The organism is Paludisphaera mucosa (genome assembly GCF_029589435.1).
Taxonomy (GTDB): Bacteria; Planctomycetota; Planctomycetia; order Isosphaerales; family Isosphaeraceae; genus Paludisphaera; species Paludisphaera mucosa.
The window spans coordinates 1,556,037-1,575,568 of the sequence record NZ_JARRAG010000002.1 but is presented as its reverse complement, the minus strand read 5'-3'; the positions used below and the strand labels follow the sequence as shown (position 1 = coordinate 1,575,568).

The following is a 19,532-nucleotide window of genomic DNA, read 5'->3' as shown; positions in this document are numbered from 1 at the left end:
TGCAAGAGAGGGGGCCGTCCTTTCGACACCACCAGGCGGACGAGCCCCAGGGAGCGAGGCGATCATGGCGACGACCCGGAAGCGGACCGAGCAGTTTCGACGCATCTTGGAGACGATGGACGCGCGGGTGCGGGGCGACCTCCAGAGCCTGGAGGAACAGACCCGCAAGGGCCTGGGGGGCGAGTCGGGCGGCGACCTGTCCGGCGCCCCGATGCATCTGGGCGACCTCGGCACCGAGCAGTACATGCAGGAGTTGAACGCGACCCTGTTCGAGAACGAGGCGTACATCCGCCTGGAGATCCGCGACGCGCTGGGCCGGCTCGATCGCGACGAGTACGGGCTCTGCGAACGGTGCGGCGAGGCGATCCTGGAGGAGCGGCTCGAAGTCCTCCCCTACACGCGCTACTGCACCCCGTGCTCGGCCGCGGTCGCCGACGGGGCCGACGTCAACCTGAACAACGGCCGACCCCAGGGCGGCATGGTCGGACTCGAACTCCGCCAAGGCGACGAGGACGACGACACGGCAGCGGAAGACCTCGACGACGCCGCGACCGACGCCGCGCCGAGGCGGGGTCGGGATCAGGACGTCCACGCGGCCGGCACCGCCGGCGGAGGCACCGCGATCGGCGGGCTGGCCGGCACCAACATCGGCGACGGCGATCCCGACGTCGGCGACCTGGAAGACGCCACGGCCAACGGCGACTTCGACCAGGCGGCGGACGACGACCACGAGGACGCGCCCGCCGATCCCTCGCCCGCCAAAGGCGGCGGAGCCAGGACCGGCGGCCGCAAGGCCGGCGGCGGCCGCGCCCCCCGGTCCGGACGCGGCGAGAAGTCCGTCGGTCGTTGATCCCTCGATGGACGTCCCCCGCCGCGTCAGCGGCGGAGGCGTTCGCTGAGGTTGAGGGCCTCGACGTCGCCGGGGGCCAGGCGGAGGGCGTTCTCGGCGGCCTGCAGGGCGTCGGCGGGGCGGCGGGCGGCGTCGAGGGCGTGGGCGAGCGCGAGGTGCACGTCAGGGCGGTCGGGCAGGTGCTGGGAGGCGGTGCGGAGGTCGTCGACCGCCTGCGGCACGTGGTGCAGGGCCAGGTGGGCGCGGCCGCGGAGGAAGACGGACTCGGCGTCGCCGGGGTTGGTCTCGATCGTCTGGTCCAGCCGCACCAGGGCCTGATCGGCCTCGTTGCGCGAGAGCTGGATCGCGGCGATCCGGCGATTGGCCTCGATCAGGAAGGGGTCGGCCTTCAGGGCGCGATAATAGGCGGCGAGGCCGTCGTCGGTCCTCCCCAGGGCTTCGAGCACCTGGGCCAGCGTGAGGTGCCCGGCGGCGTCGTGGGGCTCGATCTCGATGGCCGTCTCCAGCCGCTTGAGGGCCGAGTCGAGCTGGCCGCGGGCCGCCTCGATCCGGCTCAGTCCGATCAAGGCCCCGACGAAATCGGGGTCCAGGTCGAGCGCCTTGCGGAAGCAGGTCTCGGCCTCGGCGGGACGGCCCCGGAGCTGGAGCACCGCGCCCAGGCGCTGATATCCCTCGGGCGATCCGGGCGAGATCGCCACGAGCTGGGCGAGTTCGGCCTCGGCGGTCGTCAGGTCGCCGGCGTCGACGGCCGCCTGCGCGCGCTCGCTGACCGCCTTGGCCTGGGCGGCTTTCTCGGGGCTCAGGGAGTCTTTCGAACCCCGGCGCGCGCCCGCCCAGCTGCACCCCGGGAGCGCCGGGAGCATCCAGATCAGGACGCCGACGAAGGCGATCAGGCCCTTGCGCCGCATGCGATCGGTCCCCCCTCCCTGGGGTGGGCTGATCGAACCAACCCTGGCGCGGCCGTCGCGGGACGGGCCCGGACGACGCGCCTCTTCCTTCCGGATCGAAGCCCCCGAAGGCTACGCCCGATCGGGCGGATGGTCAAGGGCGATCGGCCCGCGTCTTCCCGGCGGCGGCCGAGTTCGGGGCGGGCGGGGTCCTGGGGAAGACGACGCGGACCACGGCCCCGCGGCCCTCGTCCGAATCCAGGAGGATGCGGCCGTGGAGCTGATTGGCCAGCTCCAGGCCGATCGAGAGGCCCAGGCCGTTCCCCTCGGCGGACGAATGCTCGTCGCGGTTCAGCCGGTAGAAGGGCTCGAAGATCCGCCCCTGCTGGTCGGCCGGGACGCCCGGGCCGTCGTCCGAGACGATCAGGCTCCAGGAATCGGCGTCGGCCTTCCCCTCGACGTGCACCCGGCCGCCGGCGGGGGTGAACTTGATGGCGTTCGAAACCAGGGCGGCGAAGATCTGCTGGCAGCGCGTGGCGTCGGTCGCCACCAGGACGTCGCCGTCGACGGCCTCGGCGCGCCAGTCGAGGCCCTTGGCGCGGGCCGCCGCCCCGAACGAGCGGTCGATCTCGTAGACCAGGGCGCGGATCGAGAAGGTGCCCAGGCTCGGCGAGCGGCCGCCGCGGATGACCTCGGCGTAGTCGAGGTAGCTGCGGGTCAGGCGGAGCAGGTCGTCGCAGAGCGACCGCATGGTGGCGACGTGCCCCTTCTGGTCGCCCGTGAAATCGGCCGGCCCGTCGCCCAGCATCAGGTCGAATCCCGTCCGCAGCGAGGCCAGGGGGCGGCAGAGTTCGTCGCTGAGGCTGCAGAGCAACTTGTGCAGTTCCCGCTGATCGAACCGCGTGGGGTGGCTGTCGGGACAGGCTTCCAGGGGCGCATCCATGGCGGGCTCGGGGTGGAGGACTGGATCGGGGCTCGCGTCGGCTCGGCCGGGGCGATCGGGCCTCGATGGGGCGGAGGGATCAGGAGACGACGATCTGGTTCGCCAGGAGGGGATGACCGTCGGTCAGGTCCAGGACCGCCTGCTGAGCGATCTGCTTGGCGTGGTAGGTGCGCGACCGCCCCTGGAGCAGGATGCGATCCTCGGTGTAGTCCACGCGGAGGTCGCGGATCCGGCCGTTGGCCATCCGATTGACGTGGACCTCGATGTCCTGGGCGAGTTCCCGGTGCGTCTTGCCCGGCCGGAACTCGAAGGGGTCGGTTCGTACGTTCAGCATCGGCATGACCGTGTCCTCGTCCTTGGTGCCGCGATGCGAGATGAACCGGACGCCCGGCCGAGGCGGGTCGCCATCCCTGCAAAGCGGGTCGCCCGCGGCGGGCGGACGAGGCGGCGATTCGGGTCGAGGGCCGACCGCCGGGTCATCCTTCCCCTCGCCGCGCGGAAGCCCCGCATCCGATCGGGACGGCCCGCTGGGCGGGCGCGCCGAACTCGCCTTTTGAGGGGTCTCCCGACCCGGGCGTCCCGGCGCACACGTAGCCTAACCAGATCCCCCGGCGTCGTCAACTCAGTCGAGCGGGGGGTCGACGGGCCGCCGCAGGGGCCGCGCGGCGGGGGCCACGGCCTGGCTGGGGGAGTCGAGCAGCTCGTCGGTCTGGATGATCGATTCGGCGAGCTTGGCCATGGGGACGCGGCGGTCCTGGCTCTGGCGCTGGAGCAGGCGGAAGGCCTCGGTCTCGTTGAGCTGCTTGCGCGACATCAGGATGCCCTTGGCGCGCTCGATCAGCTTCCGCTCTCGGAGGGTCATCTTGAGGTGGTCGACGTTCTCCTGCAGCGCCAGGATCTCGCGGGCGCGGGCCACGGCGACCTCGACGGCGGCCTGGAGGCTGGGCGTCGTCATGGGCTTCAACAGGTACGAGATCACGCCGTCCTCGACGGCCTGGTCGATCAGGTTGGGGTGGCCGTGGGCCGTGACGATGATCACCGGCGTGCCGGGATCCTCGGCGATCTGCCGGGCCGCGGCGAGGCCGTCGAGGCCGGGCATCTCGATGTCCAGGAAGATGGCGTCGGGGGCCAGCCGTCGGCAGATCTCGACGGCCCGCTGGCCGTCGTGGACGACCGCGACGACGTCGTAGCCCAGCGACTCCAGCTGGTTTTGCAGGCCGGCGGCGACCGCCTTCTCGTCGTCCGCGATCACGAATCGGTATGGGCGTGACATCCTCGTTCCTTCCCCTCCGCTCGATAGGTTGTTCGATCGTCGCCCGCGAGCCCCGGTGCTCAACGCGACGCACGCGGCTTCCGCCCTCGCGACGGACCGGATAGACTCGGGGGCCCCGGCCCGAAGCCCGGCGTCCCCGAAGAAATACGAACATGGAAACGGCTCGAAATCCACACCCGACCCCGGGGAGCCCGCCGAAGGTGACGCGACATCGTGCGACGGTCCTCGGTTTCAACGACCTCGTGGTCGGCGACGAATGGGAGAGCGCCGGCAGGACGGTCACGGAGGCGGACGTGGCGACGTTCGCCGGCCTTTCCGGGGACTTCAACGCCCTGCACGTGGATCATGCGTGGGCGGCGAAGGGCCCCTTCGGCCGGCCGGTCGCCCACGGCCTGCTCGGTCTCGCCCTGGCGTCCGGGCTCGCCAGCACGGCGCCCCGGATGGACACCCTGGCGTTCCTGGCCGTCCTCGAGTGGAAATTCCTGCTCCCCATCGCGTTCGGCGACACCGTCCGGGTCGTCTCGACCGTCGAGTCGATCGAGCCCCAATCGCGCGGCCGTCGGGCCGTCGTGATCTGGCGTCGTCGCCTGTTGAACCAGGACGACCGGCCGGTGCAGGAGGGTCGCACCCAGACCCTCGTCCGGGCCCGCAGCCTCCCCGCCGACGACGAGCCGTCGCAAGCCTGACGAATCACCCGGCCTCGCCCGATCCGGCGATCGGCCCAGGTGGCGACCCGTCGCATCCGTCGTCTCCTTCCCGTCGTGGACCTTTCGGTCGAACTTCACCATTTCCACCGACGTTCGACCGAGTAGCAAGCAAATTCAGGACCGCAGCCTTCGAATCCCGCGGCGGGGGGTTGCGGCTACTCCCATTCGATGGTCCCCGGGGGCTTGCTCGTGACGTCGTACACGACCCGGTTGACGCCCTTGACCGTGTTGATGATCCGCGTCGACGTCCGGGCGAGGAGGTCGTGGGGGAGCCGCGACCAGTCGGCCGTCATGAAGTCCTCGGTGTCCACGGCGCGGATGGCGACGACGTTCTCGTAGGTCCGGGCGTCGCCCATCACGCCGACCGAGCGGACCGGCAGCAGCACGGCGAACGCCTGCGCCGTCTGGCGCTCCAGGCCGGCGGCCCGCAGCTCGTCGAGGAAGATCGCGTCGGCCTGGCGGAGGACGTCGAGCCTCGGGGCGGTGACCTCGCCCAGGCAGCGGACGGCCAGCCCCGGGCCGGGGAAGGGGTGCCGCCAGACCAGCGAGTCGGGCAGGCCCAGCTCCAGGCCCAGGCGGCGGACCTCGTCCTTGAACAGGTCGCGCAGGGGCTCGATCAGCTCGAAGCCCAGCTCGGCGGGGAGGCCGCCGACATTGTGGTGGATCTTGATCGTGGCCGCCGGGCCGTCGGGCTCGCCGCCGCTCTCGATGACGTCGGGGTAGAGCGTCCCCTGGGCCAGGAAGTGGGCCCCGGGAATCGAGCGGGCCTCCTCGCGGAAGACCTCGATGAACGTGTGGCCGATCTTGACCCGCTTCTCCTGCGGGTCGGTCACGCCCTCGAGAGCCTTCAGGAACGCCGCCGAGGCGTCGACGACCCGCAGCTCGGCGTCGCTGTGGCCGCGGAAGACCTCTTCCACCTGGTCCCGCTCGCCGCCGCGGAGCAGGCCGGTGTCGACGAACACACAGACGACCCGGGGCCCGAGCGCCTTCGCCAGCAGCGCCGCGCAGACCGCCGAGTCGACCCCGCCCGAGAGCCCGCAGACGACCCGCTGGTCGGGCCCCACCTGCGAGCGGACGCGTTCCAGGGCCTGCTCGATGAAGGCTTCCATGGTCCAGGCGCGGGGGTTGCCGCAGATCCGGTCCAGGAAATTGCCCAGCATCAGGGCCCCGTAAGGGGTGTGCGAGACCTCGGGGTGGAACTGGAGGCCGTAGAACGGGTAGGTCCGATGCTTGGCCGCGGCGATGGGGCAGGTGGCCGTGGCCGCCAGGGGCAGGAAGTCGGGCCCGGCGTCGAGGATCTGGTCGCCGTGGCTCATCCAGACGGTCGTCTCGCGAGGGACGTCGTGGAAGAGGGGCTCGGCCGGGTCGATCACCCGGCAGTCGGTCCGGCCGTACTCGCGGGCCGGCGGCGCGTCGACCTTGCCCCCCAGGGCCTGCACCGCCAGCTGCATGCCGTAGCAGATCCCCAGCACCGGCACGCCCAGGCGGAACAGCTCGGGGTCGCAATGGGGCGCGCCCGGCTCGTACACGCTGCTGGGGCCGCCCGAGAGGATCAGGGCCAGCGGGTTCAGCTCGCGGACGCGCTCGGCCGTGACGTCGTGGCGGACGATGCGGGCGAAGGCGTGCCGCTCGCGGACCCGGCGCGCGATGAGCTGCACGTACTGCGCGCCGAAGTCGAGCACCAAGACCGGCCGCGACGAGGGATCGGAGGGACCCATATCAGGCTTGCCCATTCAGCGACGAAGTTGAAAAAGTCCGGCCGCGAGGCGTCGCGACGCGGCTCGGCAAATCGTCAGTCTAGCACGCCGGCGGGGGATCGAAAACCCGCAGAGCCCCGGTTTCACCGCGGGCCGGATCGGAGGGGCCGATCGCCCGAGACGCCGCCCCCCCCGCTTGACAGCCCCGGCGGCGCGAAGTCAGATAAACGAAGGGGGGATGCAAAATCCCCGCGGAAGGCTCGCGCGAAAGGTGGCAGCGATGGCGACGGCATCCGGCGGCGTAGGTCCCGCGACACCCCCGATCCCGGCCGAGGTCGGCGCCCCGGCCGCCCCCGCCCGACCCGAATACGAGTTCAACGAGGCCGAGGACCGGATCATCCTGGACCTGGGCTCGAAGATGAGCTTCGTCGGCCTGTTCATGGTCGGCATCGGCCTCTGCTTCGCCGTTTCGGCCGTCCAGCGCTGGTCGCGGTTCCAGGAGTTCGAGGTCGGCCTGCTATTCCTGACGATGCTCTTCATGGTCTTCGGCGTCTGGACCCACCGCGCCGGCCGCGACTTCGGCCGCGTCGCCGAATCCCGGGGCCGCGACGTCGCCCACCTGATGTCGGCCCTGTCGTCGCTGCTGAACTGCTATCGACTCATCTACCTGATCTTCTTCGTCGGCCTGATCTTCGCCCTGATCCAGCTCGCCGCGACCAACCTGGGGGGTTGAAGGCGGCCGGCGCACGGCGGATCCGGGACCTCGCGGCACGTCGTCCTCGTCACGCCGCGTCGGGGATGATCCGCTCGCGACGCAGCCTCGCGAAGAGGTCGAAGAACGCGCGGTCGCTCGTCTGATATTCGCGGAAGCCCAGCTCGCGGCTCTTCGACATGTCGGCGAGGCATTCGAACGGCCGCGAGAGGTCGCCGTCGGTGTGCCAGAACGAGGCGATTCGATCGAGCCTGGGCTCGACCAGGCCGTGGCGGCCGGCGATGTCCGCCCAGGCCGGGCCCGCGTCGACCATCTGCTCGGCGAGCGGGCTGTGCTCGCCGGGGAAGGGGGCCGGTTCCAGGCCGAACCACTCGGCGATGCGGCCCCACATCCAGCTCCAGCGGAAGACGTCGCCGTCGACGACGTTGAGCGCCTGGTTCCGCGCCGCGGGGGTCGTCGCGGCCCACTCGAGATGCCGCGCCAACAGTCGAGCCTCGGTCATGTCGGTCAGCCCGTACCACTGTGCGGCGCTGCCGGGGAACGTGAACGGCCGGCCGGTCTCGCGGCAGAAGGACGCGTACACGGCGAGCGTCGACCCCATGTTCATCACGTTGCTGGCGGCATGGCCGATGATCGTGTGCGGCCGGTGCACGCTCCAGCCGAAGCCGTCGCGCTCGGCGGCCGCGAACAACTCGTCTTCCAGCGTGTAGTAGAAGTTGGGGACGTCCAGCCTCGGCAGCGACTCGCGGAAGGGCGTGACGGGGGGCGTCCCCTTCGCGTACATCTCGAACGGCCCGAGATAATGCTTCAGGCCCGTCACCAGCGCGAAGTGCTCGACGCCTCCGTTGGCCCGCAGGACGTCCAGCAGGTTGCGCAGCATCGTCCCGTTGGCTCGAATGTTCTCGGCCTCGGTGGGATGGCGCGACCAGGTCGCGTAGAAGACGTGCGACGGTCGGATTTTGTCCAGGACGACGCGCAATCCGCCAGGATCGAAGAGATCGGCCGCGACGGGCACCGTCCCGTCGACGCCGCCGGACGGCCGCCTCGCCAGGCTGACGACCTCCCATCCACGCCCGAGCAGGTGCTCGGCCAGGCTGGTGCCCACGATGCCGGTGCCGCCCACGATCAACGCCTTGCGACTCATGATCCCGCTCCTTCCTGTGACCGGTCGGCGGACTTTCTCAGCCCTCGCCGAATCCTAGGGGGCCGGTTTCATTTCGCAAGCTTCAGGGCCGAGCCGGTCCCGCCAGCTCGGCCGAGCGGCGGGCGGCGGCGTCGACGGCGTCGATCAGGGCGCCGCGGAGGGCCGCGCGTTCGAGGACCTGGACGCCGGCGATGGTGGTGCCGCCGGGGCTCGTCACCTGGTCCTTCAGGGCCCCGGGGTGGAGGCCGGTCTCCAGGACCATCTTGGCGGCGCCGAGGACCGTCTGGGCGGCCAGGGTCGTCGCGACGTCGCGCGGCAGGCCGGCGCGGACGCCGCCGTCGGAGAGGGCCTCGATGACCATGTAGACGAACGCGGGGCCGCTGCCGGAGAGGCCCGTCACGGCGTCGAGCTGCGACTCCGGCACCCGCACCGAGCGGCCGACCGAGTCCAGGAACCGCTGCACGGCCTGGGCGTCGGCGTCCGTCGCGTCGGGCCCGAGCGCGTAGGCCGAGGCCCCCTCGCCCAGCAGTGCAGGGGTGTTCGGCATCACGCGGACGATCCGCGTCGACGCACCCAGGGCGGCGCGCATCGCGCCGATCCCCACGCCGGCCGCGATCGAGACGATCAGGTGCCGGGGCGCGAGCATCGGGGCGATCTCGGCCAGCACGCTCGCCATGCTCTGCGGCTTGACCGCCAGGACGATGGCGTCGCTCGCCTCGACCACGGGGGAGTTCGACGCGTGGACGGCGATACCCGCCTCGCGCGCCAGCTCGTCGCGGGTGCCGGCCTGCGGGTCGCTGGCGACGATCCGGTCGGGCGTCGCCACCCCCGCTCGGATCATCCCCTTGACCAGGGCCGAGGCCATCCGGCCCGATCCGATGAAGCCCCAGCGGAGTGCGTCGCGGTCGGCCGTTGCGGCGGGTGGCTTCATGGCTTGCTCGGAAAGGCGGCGTGGACGAGGCCCTGGAGGACGAGGTCGGGGACGACGCGGGCGGCGGGGCCCTCGACGGCCGGCGCCAGGCGGAAGGCGTCGCCGCCGGTCCAGACGACGAGCGACGGGCCCAGGTCGGGCTCCTGGCGCGCGATCAGCTCGCGGACCGCGCCGACGGTGCCCCAGAAGACGCCCGCCTCCAGCGACGGGTTCGTGGACCGCCCCCACGACGGGGCCGAGCGGTCGGGCGAGACCAGCGGCAGCTGCGCCGTGAAGTGGTGCAGCGCGCGGGCGCAGAGGCCCAGCCCCATGGCGATCGCGCCGCCTTGCCAGACGCCCTCGGCCGTGAGCCGCTCGACCGTGATCGCGGTCCCGCACGAGACGACGAGGATCGGCCGCCCCCGGCCCAGGAGCCGCGAGGCCCCCAGCACCGCCAGGGCGCGGTCGGAGCCGCCGGTGTCGGCCCCCTCGACGTCCTTGGGCACCGGGACCTCGGCGGCGGTGAGGAACCAGCGGATCTCGGCCGTCTTCCTCTCGGCGAGGAAGGCCGCCAGACGGCCGGCCAGGGGGGGGTTGACCGACGACACGGCCCACGTCGACGAATCCGACGCCGACCGGTGCCAGCCGTCGTAGACCGCGCCCCAGGCCTTGGGGTCGTCGAGGGGGAGGGAGACCGTCGGGCCGAGGCCCCCCTGATCGTCGAGTCGGGCCCACTTGAGCCGGGAGTTGCCGATGTCGGCGACGATCCGCGGCATGGTCATTCGCTCGCGGCGGGGGCCGCGACCGGGGCCGGCGCGCGGGTGGGGCCCGAGGCCGGCGGGGGGAGCGGGATCTCGGCCTCGACCGCGGGCCGGTCCCGGAGCCGCTGCTGGATCGTGCGGAGCAGCTCGGGGACGCCGCGGCCGGTGACGGCCGAGATCGAGAGCACCTCGCGGCCGATCTCGCGGGCGATCCGGTCGCGCGATTCCCCGGCGTCGGTCAGGTCCATCTTGGTGACGACGACCAGCTCGGGGCGGTCGGCGAGGGCCTGGCTGTACTGCGCCAGCTCCTGGCGGATCATCTCGTAGTTGCGGACCGGGTCCGAGCCGTCGACGGGGATCGCCTCGACTAGGTGGACGAGCAGGCCCGTGCGCTCGACGTGGCGGAGGAACTCATGGCCCAGGCCGAGGCCGGCGTGCGCGCCCTCGATCAGGCCGGGGATGTCGGCGACGACGAAGGCGTTCTCGCTGTCGACGATCACGGTCCCCAGGTTCGGGTACTTGGTCGTGAACGGGTAGTCGGCGATCGCGGGGTGGGCGCGCGAGATCCGCGAGAGCAGCGTCGACTTGCCGGCGTTGGGCAGGCCGACCAGGCCGACGTCGGCGATGACCTTCAGCTCCAGGACGATCCAGCGCTCCTCGCCCGGGAGGCCGGCCTCGTGCTGCCGGGGGGCGCGGTTGGTGGACGACTTGAAGAAGGTGTTGCCGTGGCCGCCCCGGCCCCCCTTGGCGACGACGACCTGGTCGCCGTCGTGCTTGAGGTCGCGGAGGATGTGGCCCCGGTCGCGGTCGCGGATGATGGTCCCGGGGGGGACGTCGATGGTCATCGGCTCGCCCCGCTTGCCGAAGCAGTTGGAGCCCTGGCCGTGCTCGCCGCGCTCGGCCTTCCAGTGCCGCTGGTGCGACAGGTGGGCGAGGTTGGTGAGGCCCTCGGCCGCGCGGATGATCACGTCGCCGCCGTCGCCCCCGTCGCCGCCGTTGGGGCCCCCCTTGGGGACGTACTTCTCGCGCCGGAAGCTGAGGCAGCCGTTGCCCCCGTCCCCGCCGCGAACATTGATGGTCACGCGATCCGCGAACATGCGACGACTCGATTCGATCCTGTGGACGGGGCGGGGGGCCGGTCAAGCGAACGGAGAGCGGGAACCCCGGCGGATGGCCGCGGGACGCCCGCCCTCCCATTGTTCTTCGCTCGTCCGCATCCGGGCGTTCGCGCCCGGGCAGGAATCATCTCAGTTGGAGCTGACCTCGGAGGCGGGGAAGACGTTGATCCGACGGCCTTCCTGGTCGAACTTGACCTTGCCCTCGATCAGCGAAAAAATCGTCCAGTCGCGGCCGACGCCGACGTTCTTGCCGGGCGTCCAGCGGGTGCCGCGCTGGCGGCAGATGATGCTGCCGGGCTTGGCCGCCTGGCCGCCGAACAACTTGATGCCCAGCATCTGGGGATTCGAGTCGCGGCCGTTGCGGCTCGAGCCCTGTCCTTTTTTGTGAGCCATCTCGCTCGACCTTCTCTGTCTCTGGGGATCCGTCGCAGGGAATGCCGACGTCCGGTCCGGTCCATGCCGGGGACGGGCGGGGGCGGGTCCGTCCGGGCGCAGCGTGAGGCGGCGCAGGTCGGTTTCCCGCCGATCATGATAGACTATCCGAACGATCCAAGGCCCGACAAGTCCGGATCTCCCGGCGGCCGGACCTGGAACCAGGAGGGACGCCCCGTGAGCGTGGACCCGAACGACGAGAAACGGCCGGCGGTGGTCCTGCTCAGCGGCGGGCTCGACTCGGCCACGGCGCTGGCCGAGGCCGTGGCGGCGGGCTTCGCGCCTTACGCGCTGACGGTCGCCTACGGCCAGCGGCACGCCGTCGAGACGGCGGCGGCCCGGCGGGTGGCGACGGCGATGGGCGTGGTCCGCCACGTCGAGCTGGCCATCGACCTGCGGGCCTTCGGCGGCAGCGCCTTGACGGCCGACGTCGACGTCCCCAAGGACCGCGACGAGGCCGAGATGGCTTCGGGCATCCCGATCACCTACGTCCCCGCCCGCAACACCGTCTTCCTGTCGCTGGCCCTGGCCTGGGCCGAGAGCCTCGGGGCCTTCGACCTGTTCGTCGGCGTCAACTGCGTCGACTACTCGGGTTACCCCGACTGCCGGCCCGAGTTCCTGCACGCCTTCGAGCGGCTGGCCGACCTGGCGACCAAGGCGGGCGTGGAGGGGGCGGGGGCGTTCAAGATCCACGCCCCGCTCCTGAAGCTGACCAAGGAGGCCATCATCCGTCGCGGCCTGGAGCTGGGGGTCGACTACGGCCTGACCCACAGCTGCTACGACCCCACGCCCGAGGGCCTGGCCTGCGGGCGTTGCGACTCCTGCCGCCTGCGGCTCGCGGCCTTCGAGCGGCTGGGGATGCGCGACCCGGTCGCCTACGCCGGCTGAGGACGCCCGGCGCGGGCGGGGCCGGGTCGGGCCGGGCTCACCAGTAGACCCACTCGTACGGGGGCTCGTTGGGCTCGATCTCCTTCTCGGAGATGTTGCGGTCGTCGCCCCGGCGGATGAAGTCGAGCCGGAGCGTCTTGTACTTGACGATCGGCTTGCCGCCGTCGGGCGGGGCGACTTCCTTGTAGCCGTCGGAGAGGCCGCGGACGTAGATGCTGAAGCGGTCGGACGACGTGTCCCACCTGTCCCACACGGCCACGCCGAAGACGGCGTCGTCGACGCCCTGCTTGGTGCTGGGCGGGAGCACCCCCATGATGTTGACCGCGCCCCGGACCGGGATCGAGGGGTCCTCGCGGTTCTGGACGACCGGCACGGCCTCGGGGACCACGGCGTCCTCGATCCGCTGCCCGCGCTCGTTCACCATGATGAACTGGGGGTAGAAGGGCCGGGGGGCGGCCGTGCGGTTGACGACCTTGTAGTAGAGGTAATGCACGGCCTTACGCCCCTTGCCGGGGACCTCGACCGTCTGGATGCGGAGCGGCTTGAAGGCGAAGTCCAGGACCCAGATCCCCTCGCGGTCCTTGGGCAGGGGCGTGGTCTTGATCGGCGTCCAGCCGTGGGAGAGGCGGTCGTGCCGCCAGGGGATGGTCGGCAGGTCGGGGACCATCTTGGGCGACGGGTCCTTCTCGGGCCGGACCAAGTCGGCCGGGTCGGCCGCCGGCTTGGCGGCGGGTTCATCCTGCGCCCGGCCGACGCCGGCCGCGACGGTCGTCGAGAGCGCGACGGCGAGCGCGAACCGCCTTGTGAGGATCCACACGGGACTGTCTCCCCAGGTCTATGTCCCGCGGAAGGGACGGGGCCGAGAGCGTATCGTATTTAAGGGGGCGGAGGTCGGCGGACGCGGTCGTTGCGACCCGGGCGTCGCTGCGAGTAGCTAGCCCGAATCGTCAAAGTCCGTCAAGTCGTCTTCAAGTTTAGCCGGTCTTTTAGCAAACTAGCCAAGGGAGTCGGCCGGCGACGCGGGATTTTCCGGCAAGCCGGCCGCATCGCCAGGGTTGCAACGCCTGCGCGGGCTTTTACAATGAAGCGCCGCGGGGCCGTCGGCCCGGGACGGATCGTCGGGACGAACCAAGAAGGACTCCGCCGCCTATGCGTGGGATTCGAGTGATCGGCGCCGCGACCCTGCTCGGCCTCGCGGCCGGGGCCGGCGCGGCCCAGGGCGACGGGTTCGAGACGATCTTCCTGAAGGACGGCCAGCGGGTCGTCGGCGACGTCGTGGCCGAGAAGCCGGAGGCCCTCTACGTCGACCTGGGGTACGACCTGCTGAAGGTCCCCCGCGAGTCGATCGCCCGCCGGGCCAAGGGGGAGGAGGCCGGGGCCGTCGTCGCCGCGGCCCCGGGCGCGACCACCGTCGACGCCTCGGGCTTCTTCTCGACGGGCGTGCTGCGGCCCTCGCCGGTCAAGGAGCTGGTGGCCAAGTTCGGCGAGTCGGTCGTCTCGATCGAGACCCCCTCGGGCAAGGGTTCGGGGTTTTTGATCAACGACCAGGGCTACGCGATCACCAACGCCCACGTCATCGAGGGCGAGACCCGGATCGCGGCGATCTTCTACCAGAACACCGCCGGCGGCGGCCTGGCCCGCCGCCGCGTCGAGGACGCCGAGATCGTCTCGGTCAACCCGTTCTTCGACCTGGCCCTGATCAAGCTGCCGCTGCCGGCCGACGTGAAACCCAGCCACGTGATCCTGGGTAATGGGGAGGACGTCAACACGGGGGACTCGGTCTTCGCCGTCGGCAACCCGCTGGGCCTGGAGCGTTCGGTGACGCAGGGGATCATCAGCAACCGCAGCCGGAACCTGGAGGGCCAGCTCTTCCTCCAGACCGACACCGCGATCAACCCGGGCAACTCGGGCGGGCCGCTGTTCAACGCGCGGGGCGAGGTCATCGGGGTCACCAGCCGGGGCGCGCGGGCGGACATGGCCGACAATCTGGGCTTCGCCATCCCGATCGCCTACGTCAAGGACTTCCTCCACCATCGCGAGGCCTTCGCGTTCGACAAGACCAACCCCAACAGCGGCTACCGCTACCTCGACCCGCCGCGACGGCCGCGGCGCGAGAAGCCCGAGGGCCTGGCCGGGCCGAAAGCCGACCGGACGGCGACGAAGTGAGCGACCCGGCCCGCGCCCCGCGGCGCGGCGGCCGGGGTGGCATCCGGCGAGACGATCGTTCGAGAGGTGGGTTCGTCGGTCACCGCCGGCGATCCGCCGGGCTTGGAGCCCGGCGGGCGATAGGTTAGGGTCAGCGGCCGACCGGCCGCCTGACGAATCTCGATTTCCTCGGTCGGTGAACCGTGGCTTGACAGAATTAGAATGGAGTGATGATCGATGCCTAAGGCCAAGGGGGCGATTCTTCGCCTGGCCCTCGTCGGGTGGCTCGGACTGACGGGCCTCGGACTCTCCGCGGATCGCGCCGCGGCCGCGGCCCCGCCGGAGCAGGTGCTGCCGGACTCGACCCTGTTCTTCCTCAAGGTCGCGGACGTCGGCAAGTTCCGCGAGGCCTTCCGCGGCAGCACGTACGGCCAGCTCTGGAACGACCCGGCCCTCGCCGAGCTCCGCGCCGACCTGGCCGAGAAGACCAAGTCGACCAGCGACGCCCTCAAGGACAAGGTCGGCGTCACCCTGAAGGAGCTGCTCGAGCTGCCCCAGGGGCCGGTCGCCGTCGCCGCCATCGCCGGGACCGACGAGGCCAAGCCGACCGTGTCGCTGGCGATCATCGCCGACGCCGGCTCCAACGCGTCGAAGCTGACCGAGGTCCTCACCCGCAGCAACAAGCAGGCCGAGCAGGGCGGGGCCAAGGTCGCCGTCGAGACCTTCAAGGACAACCCGCTGCACGTCATCACGTCCCCCGACGCGGACGGCGACGGCAAGAACCCGCCCCCGCCGCCGGTCGTCTGGACCTCCTCGGGCAACACGTTCTTCCTCGGCAGCAACGTCGCCGCGATCAAGGACCTCGTGACCAACGCCGGCGGCCGCGGCTCCGCCGCCCTGGGCGCGAGCGAGGCGTTCGTCAAGACCCAGAACAAGATCGGCGGCGAGGCCGCCCAGGCCGTCTGGTACGCCGACGTCGTCAAGCTCATCCAGTTCGGCACCAAGGCCGGCTCCCGCGGCAACGACGCCCAGGCCCAGCAGCTCGCCTTCCAGATCCAGGCCCTGGGGCTCGACGGCCTCAAGTCGGTCGGCGGCGCGCTGACGCTCAACTCGGGCGCCTACAGCAGCCTGACCAAGACCTTCTTCAACGCCCCCGCCGCCGGGATCAAGGGCCTGCTGAAGCTCTTCTCGTTCCCGCCCGTCGCCATCCGCCCCGAGCCCTGGGTCCCCGCCACCGTCGCCAGCTACCAGACCTTCAGCTGGGACCTCGACAACGCCTACAAGGCCATCGAGGACCTGGTCAACCAGTTCCAGCCCGGCATGCTCAACGTGCTGGAGCAGCAGCTCGTCGGCCCCGAGGGGGGCCAGCCGCTGAGCTTCCAGAAGGACGTCTTCGGCCCGCTCGGCGACCGCCTCACCATGGTCGGCGACTTCAAGAAGCCGATCAAGGAAGACAGCCAGCGGATCATCCTGGGCGTCGCCCTCGAGGACGCCAAGGCCTTCCAGGGGACCCTCGACCGCCTGATCGAGCTGGCCCACGCCGCCCCCAAGAAGCGCGAGTTCCAGGGCGTGACCATCCTCGACTTCGAGCTGCCCGAGATGCCGGCCCAGGCCGGCGTGCAGGCCCAGTTCAAGGGCCCGGTCAGCGTCACCGTCGCCAAGGACACTTTCTTCCTGACGACCGACGCCACCCTGCTGGAGCAGATCCTCCGGCCGGGCGTCGTCCCGCTCTCGGAGAACCCCGACTTCCAGACCGTCGTCAAGGAGCTGCCCGAGAAGGTCAGCGGCATGACCTTCGTCCGCCCCGACGAGCAGGCCCGCCTCACCTACGACATGTTCAAGACCGGCCGCTTCGAGCAGGCCATCAAGCAGGGCATGGCCGCCAGCCGCCCCGGCCAGCCCGTCCCCGACATCCCGCAGCTCGTCGACCCCGCCAAGCTCCCCGACTTCGAGGTCTTCGCCAAGTACCTCTCGCTCGGCGGCAGCTACAGCGTGATGGACGACGACGGGTTCACCCAGACCGGCTTCAGCCTCCGGAAGGCCACCCCCTGATCCTTCCCGCCTGAACTGAAGCGACAACCTCGCGGCGAGCCGGCCCCTGCCGGCTCGCCGCTTCCATTCCGTCGCCGTCGGAGCGCCCCCGGAGGCCCTTCCCATGCCCCAGCCCGACGCCCGCATCCGACTCCGGGGCGCGCGGACGCACAACCTCAAGGGGATCGACCTCGACCTCCCCCTGAACCGCCTGATCGTCGTCACGGGCGTCGGCGGCGCGGGCAAAAGCTCGCTCGCCCTCGACACCCTCTACGCCGAGGGCCAGCGGCGCTACGTCGAGACCTTCTCGGCCTACGCCCGCCAGTTCCTGGAGCCGATGGAGAAGCCCGACGTCGACCGGATCGAGGGCATCCCCCCGGCCGTCGCGCCGGCCTCCCGCTCCCGACCCTCGGCGCGGGCCACGATCGGGACCGTCTCCGAGGCCCACGACCACCTCGCCCTCCTCTACGCCCGCCGGGGCGAGGTCCTTTGCCGGGCCTGCGGCGAGCGCGTGCAGCCCGCCACGCCCCGGACCGTCTCTGAGGCCGTCGACGCCCTGCCCGAAGGGGCCCGCTACGAGATCGCCTTCCCGGTCGAGGTCCTCCCCGGGACCGACCTCCCCGCGCTGGGGCGGACCCTCCTCGAACAGGGCCTGCCCCGCCTCCGCCACGGCGACCGCGCGATCGACCTGTCGGCCGAGACGCTCGACGCCGTCGGGCTGGCCGCCGAGGTGCCGACCCAGGTCGACGTCGTGGTCGACCGCCTGATCCGGGGCCGCGACGCCGTCCGCCGCCGGCTGGACTCGATCGAGACGGCCTTCGCCCGGGGCCTGGGCCGCTGCCGGATCCTCGCGCCGGGCGGGGTCCGCACGTTCGTCCGGGGCTGGCGATGCAGCCGCTGCGGGACCGACCACGTCGAGCCCCAGCCCAACCTCTTCCGCTGGACGAGCCCCCTCGGCGCATGTCCGCGCTGCGAGGGGCTGGGCTCGGTGGTCGACCTGGACCTCGACCGGATCGTCCCCGACCCGTCGAAGACGCTCCGCGACGGGGCCGTCGCCGCCTGGAACGCCCGCACCCACCAGGCCGAGCGCGAACGCCTGATCCGCCTGGCCCCGCAGCTCGGCCTCCCGCTCGACGTCCCGTTCCGCGACCTGGCCCCCGCGCACGTCCGCATCCTCGTCGAAGGCGCGCCCGCAGCCGGTTTCCCGGGCCTGGCGGGGTTCTTCGAGCGGGCCGAGCGCAAGGCCGGACGCGGCGACGACCCGACGGCCGCCGCGACGAAACGCGTGCGACGGACGCGGCCGTGCCCGGAATGCCTGGGCGCGCGGCTCCGCCCCGAGGCCCTGGCGGTCCGGATCGAGGGGATCAACGTCGCCGAGTTCTCGGCGCTCGCCGTCGCCCGCGCCCGCCCGGTGCTGGCGTCGTGGGCCGGGCCCGACGAGCCGGCCGACGCGGCGCGGCTGCGGGGCCGGATCGCCTCCCGGCTCGACGCGCTCGACCGCATCGGCCTGGGCCACCTGACGCTCGACCGCCCCGCGCGGAGCGTCGCCGCCGGCGAGCTGCGGCGGGCGACGATGGTCCGGGCCCTGGGGACGGGCCTGGTGGGGACGCTCTACGTCCTCGACGAGCCCACGACGGGCCTGCACCCGCGCGACGTCGGCCGGATGGTCGAGGCCCTGCGAAGGCTCCGGGACGAGGGGAACACCCCGATCGTCGTCGAGCACGACGCCGACGTGATCCGCGCCGCCGACCTCGTGGTCGACCTCGGTCCCGGCGCCGGCGAGGCGGGCGGGCGGGTCGTCTACACCGGCCCGGTCGCCGGCCTGCTCGCCGCCGAGGGCTCGGCGACGGCCGACTTCCTGACCGGCCGCCGGCGGATCGAGCGACCCGCCTCCCGCCGCGCGCCGTCGCGCGGCGTGCTGACGCTCAGGGGGGCCTCGGGACGGAACCTCAGGGCGATCGACGCGGCCTTCCCGCTCGGCGTCTTCTGCGTCGTGACCGGCGTCAGCGGCGCGGGCAAGTCGTCGCTCGTCGAGGAGACGCTCTACCCCGCGCTGCGGGACCGGCTGGCCGGCGAGGCCCTGCCGTGCCTGCCGTTCGAGTCGCTGGACGGGCTCGGCGACCTGGTCGAGGTCGTGCTGCTGGACCAGTCGCCCTGCGGGCGGTCGGGCCGGTCCAACCCGGCGACCTTCCTCCACGCGTTCGACGAGATCCGCCGCACCTTCGCCGCGACGCACGAGGCGAAACTGCGGCACTACGGCCCGGCCATGTTCAGCTTCAACGTCGACGGCGGCCGCTGCTCGGCCTGCAAGGGGGAGGGCTTCCGACGCATCGACATGCAGTTCCTCCCCAACGTGACCGTCCGCTGCCCCGACTGCAAGGGGACCCGCTACCGGCCCGAGATCCTCGACGTCGCGTACCGGGGCAAGTCGATCGCCGAGGTCCTCGACCTGACCGGCCGCGAGGCCTTCGCCTTCTTCCGGAGCCGGCCCAAGATCCAGTCGCGGCTTCGGCCGCTGCTGGACCTCGGCCTCGACTACCTGCGCCTGGGCCAGCCCGCCGCCACGCTCTCCGGCGGCGAGGCCCAACGCCTGAAGCTGGCGGCCTTCCTGGCCGGCTCGACCGCCGCGCTCAACCGCGCGGGGAACGTGGCGCACACGCTGTTCATCCTCGACGAGCCGACCGCCGGCCTCCACCCGGCCGACATGGTCCGCCTGATCGACGCCCTCTCGAACCTCGTCGACCGGGGCCATTCCGTATTGGTCGTCGAGCACAGCACCGAGATCATGCTCGCCGCCGACTGGATCCTCGACCTCGGCCCCGACGCCGGCGACGACGGGGGCCGGATCGTCGCCCAGGGGACGCCCGAGGACGTCGCCCGCTCGGGCACGGCCACCGGCGAGGCCCTGGCGAAGATTCTCGCGGCCGGATGAGATCGCCGGGCACGGGAATCGCACATCCTCGCCCCGAACCCCGCGCCCCCGCGTCGCGTCCTTGACCTGACGAACACGAGGGCCGCAGAATGACGTCTCACC

The 19,532-nt window shown here is 71.9% G+C and carries 18 protein-coding genes; 7 read left to right on the top strand and 11 right to left on the bottom strand.

Annotation, left to right across the window (positions count from 1 at the left end):
* Window positions 1-64 precede the first annotated feature (64 nt).
* Complete coding sequence (locus tag PZE19_RS15820; RefSeq protein ID WP_277861602.1) at window positions 65-850, top strand: TraR/DksA family transcriptional regulator; 786 nt, start codon at window positions 65-67, stop codon at window positions 848-850.
* A 26-nt stretch (window positions 851-876) separates the two neighbouring features.
* Here the strand turns inward: PZE19_RS15820 and PZE19_RS15815 are convergent, their stop codons facing one another.
* The 4 genes from PZE19_RS15815 to PZE19_RS15800 all read right to left on the bottom strand — a co-directional run bounded on the left by PZE19_RS15815 (window position 877) and on the right by PZE19_RS15800 (window position 3,953).
* The gene (locus PZE19_RS15815; protein WP_277861601.1) at window positions 877-1,758 is read right to left on the bottom strand and encodes a tetratricopeptide repeat protein; all 882 of its coding nucleotides are present in this window, start codon (window positions 1,756-1,758) and stop codon (window positions 877-879) included.
* 133 nt (window positions 1,759-1,891) lie between these two features.
* Window positions 1,892-2,680: a sensor histidine kinase gene (locus PZE19_RS15810; protein WP_277861600.1), complete on the bottom strand. Its 789-nt coding sequence runs from the start codon at window positions 2,678-2,680 to the stop codon at window positions 1,892-1,894.
* 79 nt (window positions 2,681-2,759) lie between these two features.
* Window positions 2,760-3,020 (bottom strand): hypothetical protein, encoded by a 261-nt coding sequence (locus PZE19_RS15805; RefSeq protein ID WP_277861599.1) that lies wholly within the window; start codon window positions 3,018-3,020, stop codon window positions 2,760-2,762.
* A 282-nt stretch (window positions 3,021-3,302) separates the two neighbouring features.
* On the bottom strand, window positions 3,303-3,953 hold the full coding sequence (locus PZE19_RS15800; RefSeq protein WP_277861598.1) for an ANTAR domain-containing response regulator: 651 nt from the start codon (window positions 3,951-3,953) through the stop codon (window positions 3,303-3,305).
* A gap of 200 nt (window positions 3,954-4,153) precedes the next feature.
* Here PZE19_RS15800 and PZE19_RS15795 point away from each other — a divergent pair, with 200 nt between their 5' ends.
* On the top strand, window positions 4,154-4,639 hold the full coding sequence (locus tag PZE19_RS15795; RefSeq protein ID WP_277861597.1) for a MaoC family dehydratase: 486 nt from the start codon (window positions 4,154-4,156) through the stop codon (window positions 4,637-4,639).
* 176 nt (window positions 4,640-4,815) lie between these two features.
* Here the strand turns inward: PZE19_RS15795 and guaA are convergent, their stop codons facing one another.
* A complete protein-coding gene (guaA, locus tag PZE19_RS15790; RefSeq protein WP_277861596.1) occupies window positions 4,816-6,378 on the bottom strand; it encodes a glutamine-hydrolyzing GMP synthase in 1,563 nt (520 codons plus the stop codon).
* Between the two features lie 259 nt (window positions 6,379-6,637).
* On the opposite strand from guaA, the gene PZE19_RS15785 reads away from it, so the two are divergent.
* Entirely contained in the window at window positions 6,638-7,090 is a 453-nt protein-coding gene (locus tag PZE19_RS15785; RefSeq protein ID WP_277861595.1) for a hypothetical protein, read from the top strand.
* Window positions 7,091-7,139: 49 nt separating this feature from the next.
* Here PZE19_RS15785 and PZE19_RS15780 read toward each other — a convergent pair whose 3' ends face one another.
* The 5 genes from PZE19_RS15780 to rpmA form a co-directional block, all read right to left on the bottom strand.
* Complete coding sequence (locus PZE19_RS15780; protein ID WP_277861594.1) at window positions 7,140-8,213, bottom strand: SDR family oxidoreductase; 1,074 nt, start codon at window positions 8,211-8,213, stop codon at window positions 7,140-7,142.
* Between the two features lie 82 nt (window positions 8,214-8,295).
* Window positions 8,296-9,144: a pyrroline-5-carboxylate reductase gene (proC, locus tag PZE19_RS15775; RefSeq protein ID WP_277861593.1), complete on the bottom strand. Its 849-nt coding sequence runs from the start codon at window positions 9,142-9,144 to the stop codon at window positions 8,296-8,298.
* On the bottom strand, window positions 9,141-9,899 hold the full coding sequence (locus tag PZE19_RS15770) for a type III pantothenate kinase (protein WP_277861592.1): 759 nt from the start codon (window positions 9,897-9,899) through the stop codon (window positions 9,141-9,143). The genes proC and PZE19_RS15770 overlap by 4 nt, the downstream gene beginning before the upstream one ends.
* Window positions 9,900-9,901: 2 nt before the next feature.
* A complete protein-coding gene (obgE, locus tag PZE19_RS15765) occupies window positions 9,902-10,981 on the bottom strand; it encodes a GTPase ObgE (protein ID WP_277861591.1) in 1,080 nt (359 codons plus the stop codon).
* Between the two features lie 150 nt (window positions 10,982-11,131).
* Window positions 11,132-11,395 (bottom strand): 50S ribosomal protein L27, encoded by a 264-nt coding sequence (gene rpmA / locus PZE19_RS15760; RefSeq protein WP_277861590.1) that lies wholly within the window; start codon window positions 11,393-11,395, stop codon window positions 11,132-11,134.
* 216 nt (window positions 11,396-11,611) lie between these two features.
* Here rpmA and queC point away from each other — a divergent pair, with 216 nt between their 5' ends.
* Complete coding sequence (queC, locus tag PZE19_RS15755) at window positions 11,612-12,322, top strand: 7-cyano-7-deazaguanine synthase QueC (RefSeq protein WP_277861589.1); 711 nt, start codon at window positions 11,612-11,614, stop codon at window positions 12,320-12,322.
* A 37-nt stretch (window positions 12,323-12,359) separates the two neighbouring features.
* Here queC and PZE19_RS15750 read toward each other — a convergent pair whose 3' ends face one another.
* A complete protein-coding gene (locus PZE19_RS15750; RefSeq protein WP_277861588.1) occupies window positions 12,360-13,139 on the bottom strand; it encodes a hypothetical protein in 780 nt (259 codons plus the stop codon).
* A gap of 332 nt (window positions 13,140-13,471) precedes the next feature.
* On the opposite strand from PZE19_RS15750, the gene PZE19_RS15745 reads away from it, so the two are divergent.
* From PZE19_RS15745 to uvrA, 3 genes are all read left to right on the top strand, one after another.
* On the top strand, window positions 13,472-14,488 hold the full coding sequence (locus PZE19_RS15745) for a S1C family serine protease (RefSeq protein WP_277861587.1): 1,017 nt from the start codon (window positions 13,472-13,474) through the stop codon (window positions 14,486-14,488).
* A 216-nt stretch (window positions 14,489-14,704) separates the two neighbouring features.
* Window positions 14,705-16,519, top strand: a complete 1,815-nt coding sequence (locus PZE19_RS15740; RefSeq protein WP_277861586.1) for a hypothetical protein — start codon at window positions 14,705-14,707, stop codon at window positions 16,517-16,519.
* 103 nt (window positions 16,520-16,622) lie between these two features.
* Window positions 16,623-19,430, top strand: a complete 2,808-nt coding sequence (gene uvrA / locus PZE19_RS15735) for an excinuclease ABC subunit UvrA (RefSeq protein ID WP_277861585.1) — start codon at window positions 16,623-16,625, stop codon at window positions 19,428-19,430.
* Window positions 19,431-19,532 lie beyond the last annotated feature (102 nt).

Bases quoted from the DNA above. Each gene is read 5' to 3' on its own strand.
- guaA (WP_277861596.1), bottom strand. From the start codon at position 6,378: ATGGGTCCCTCCGATCCCTCGTCGCGGCCGGTCTTGGTGCTCGACTTC.
- proC (WP_277861593.1), bottom strand. From the start codon at position 9,144: ATGAAGCCACCCGCCGCAACGGCCGACCGCGACGCACTCCGCTGGGGC.
- uvrA (WP_277861585.1), top strand. From the start codon at position 16,623: ATGCCCCAGCCCGACGCCCGCATCCGACTCCGGGGCGCGCGGACGCAC.
- PZE19_RS15770 (WP_277861592.1), bottom strand. From the start codon at position 9,899: ATGCCGCGGATCGTCGCCGACATCGGCAACTCCCGGCTCAAGTGGGCC.
- PZE19_RS15785 (WP_277861595.1), top strand. From the start codon at position 6,638: ATGGCGACGGCATCCGGCGGCGTAGGTCCCGCGACACCCCCGATCCCG.
- obgE (WP_277861591.1), bottom strand. From the start codon at position 10,981: ATGTTCGCGGATCGCGTGACCATCAATGTTCGCGGCGGGGACGGGGGC.
- PZE19_RS15815 (WP_277861601.1), bottom strand. From the start codon at position 1,758: ATGCGGCGCAAGGGCCTGATCGCCTTCGTCGGCGTCCTGATCTGGATG.
- PZE19_RS15805 (WP_277861599.1), bottom strand. From the start codon at position 3,020: ATGCCGATGCTGAACGTACGAACCGACCCCTTCGAGTTCCGGCCGGGC.
- PZE19_RS15820 (WP_277861602.1), top strand. From the start codon at position 65: ATGGCGACGACCCGGAAGCGGACCGAGCAGTTTCGACGCATCTTGGAG.
- PZE19_RS15800 (WP_277861598.1), bottom strand. From the start codon at position 3,953: ATGTCACGCCCATACCGATTCGTGATCGCGGACGACGAGAAGGCGGTC.
- PZE19_RS15780 (WP_277861594.1), bottom strand. From the start codon at position 8,213: ATGAGTCGCAAGGCGTTGATCGTGGGCGGCACCGGCATCGTGGGCACC.
- PZE19_RS15810 (WP_277861600.1), bottom strand. From the start codon at position 2,680: ATGGATGCGCCCCTGGAAGCCTGTCCCGACAGCCACCCCACGCGGTTC.
- rpmA (WP_277861590.1), bottom strand. From the start codon at position 11,395: ATGGCTCACAAAAAAGGACAGGGCTCGAGCCGCAACGGCCGCGACTCG.
- PZE19_RS15740 (WP_277861586.1), top strand. From the start codon at position 14,705: ATGCCTAAGGCCAAGGGGGCGATTCTTCGCCTGGCCCTCGTCGGGTGG.
- PZE19_RS15745 (WP_277861587.1), top strand. From the start codon at position 13,472: ATGCGTGGGATTCGAGTGATCGGCGCCGCGACCCTGCTCGGCCTCGCG.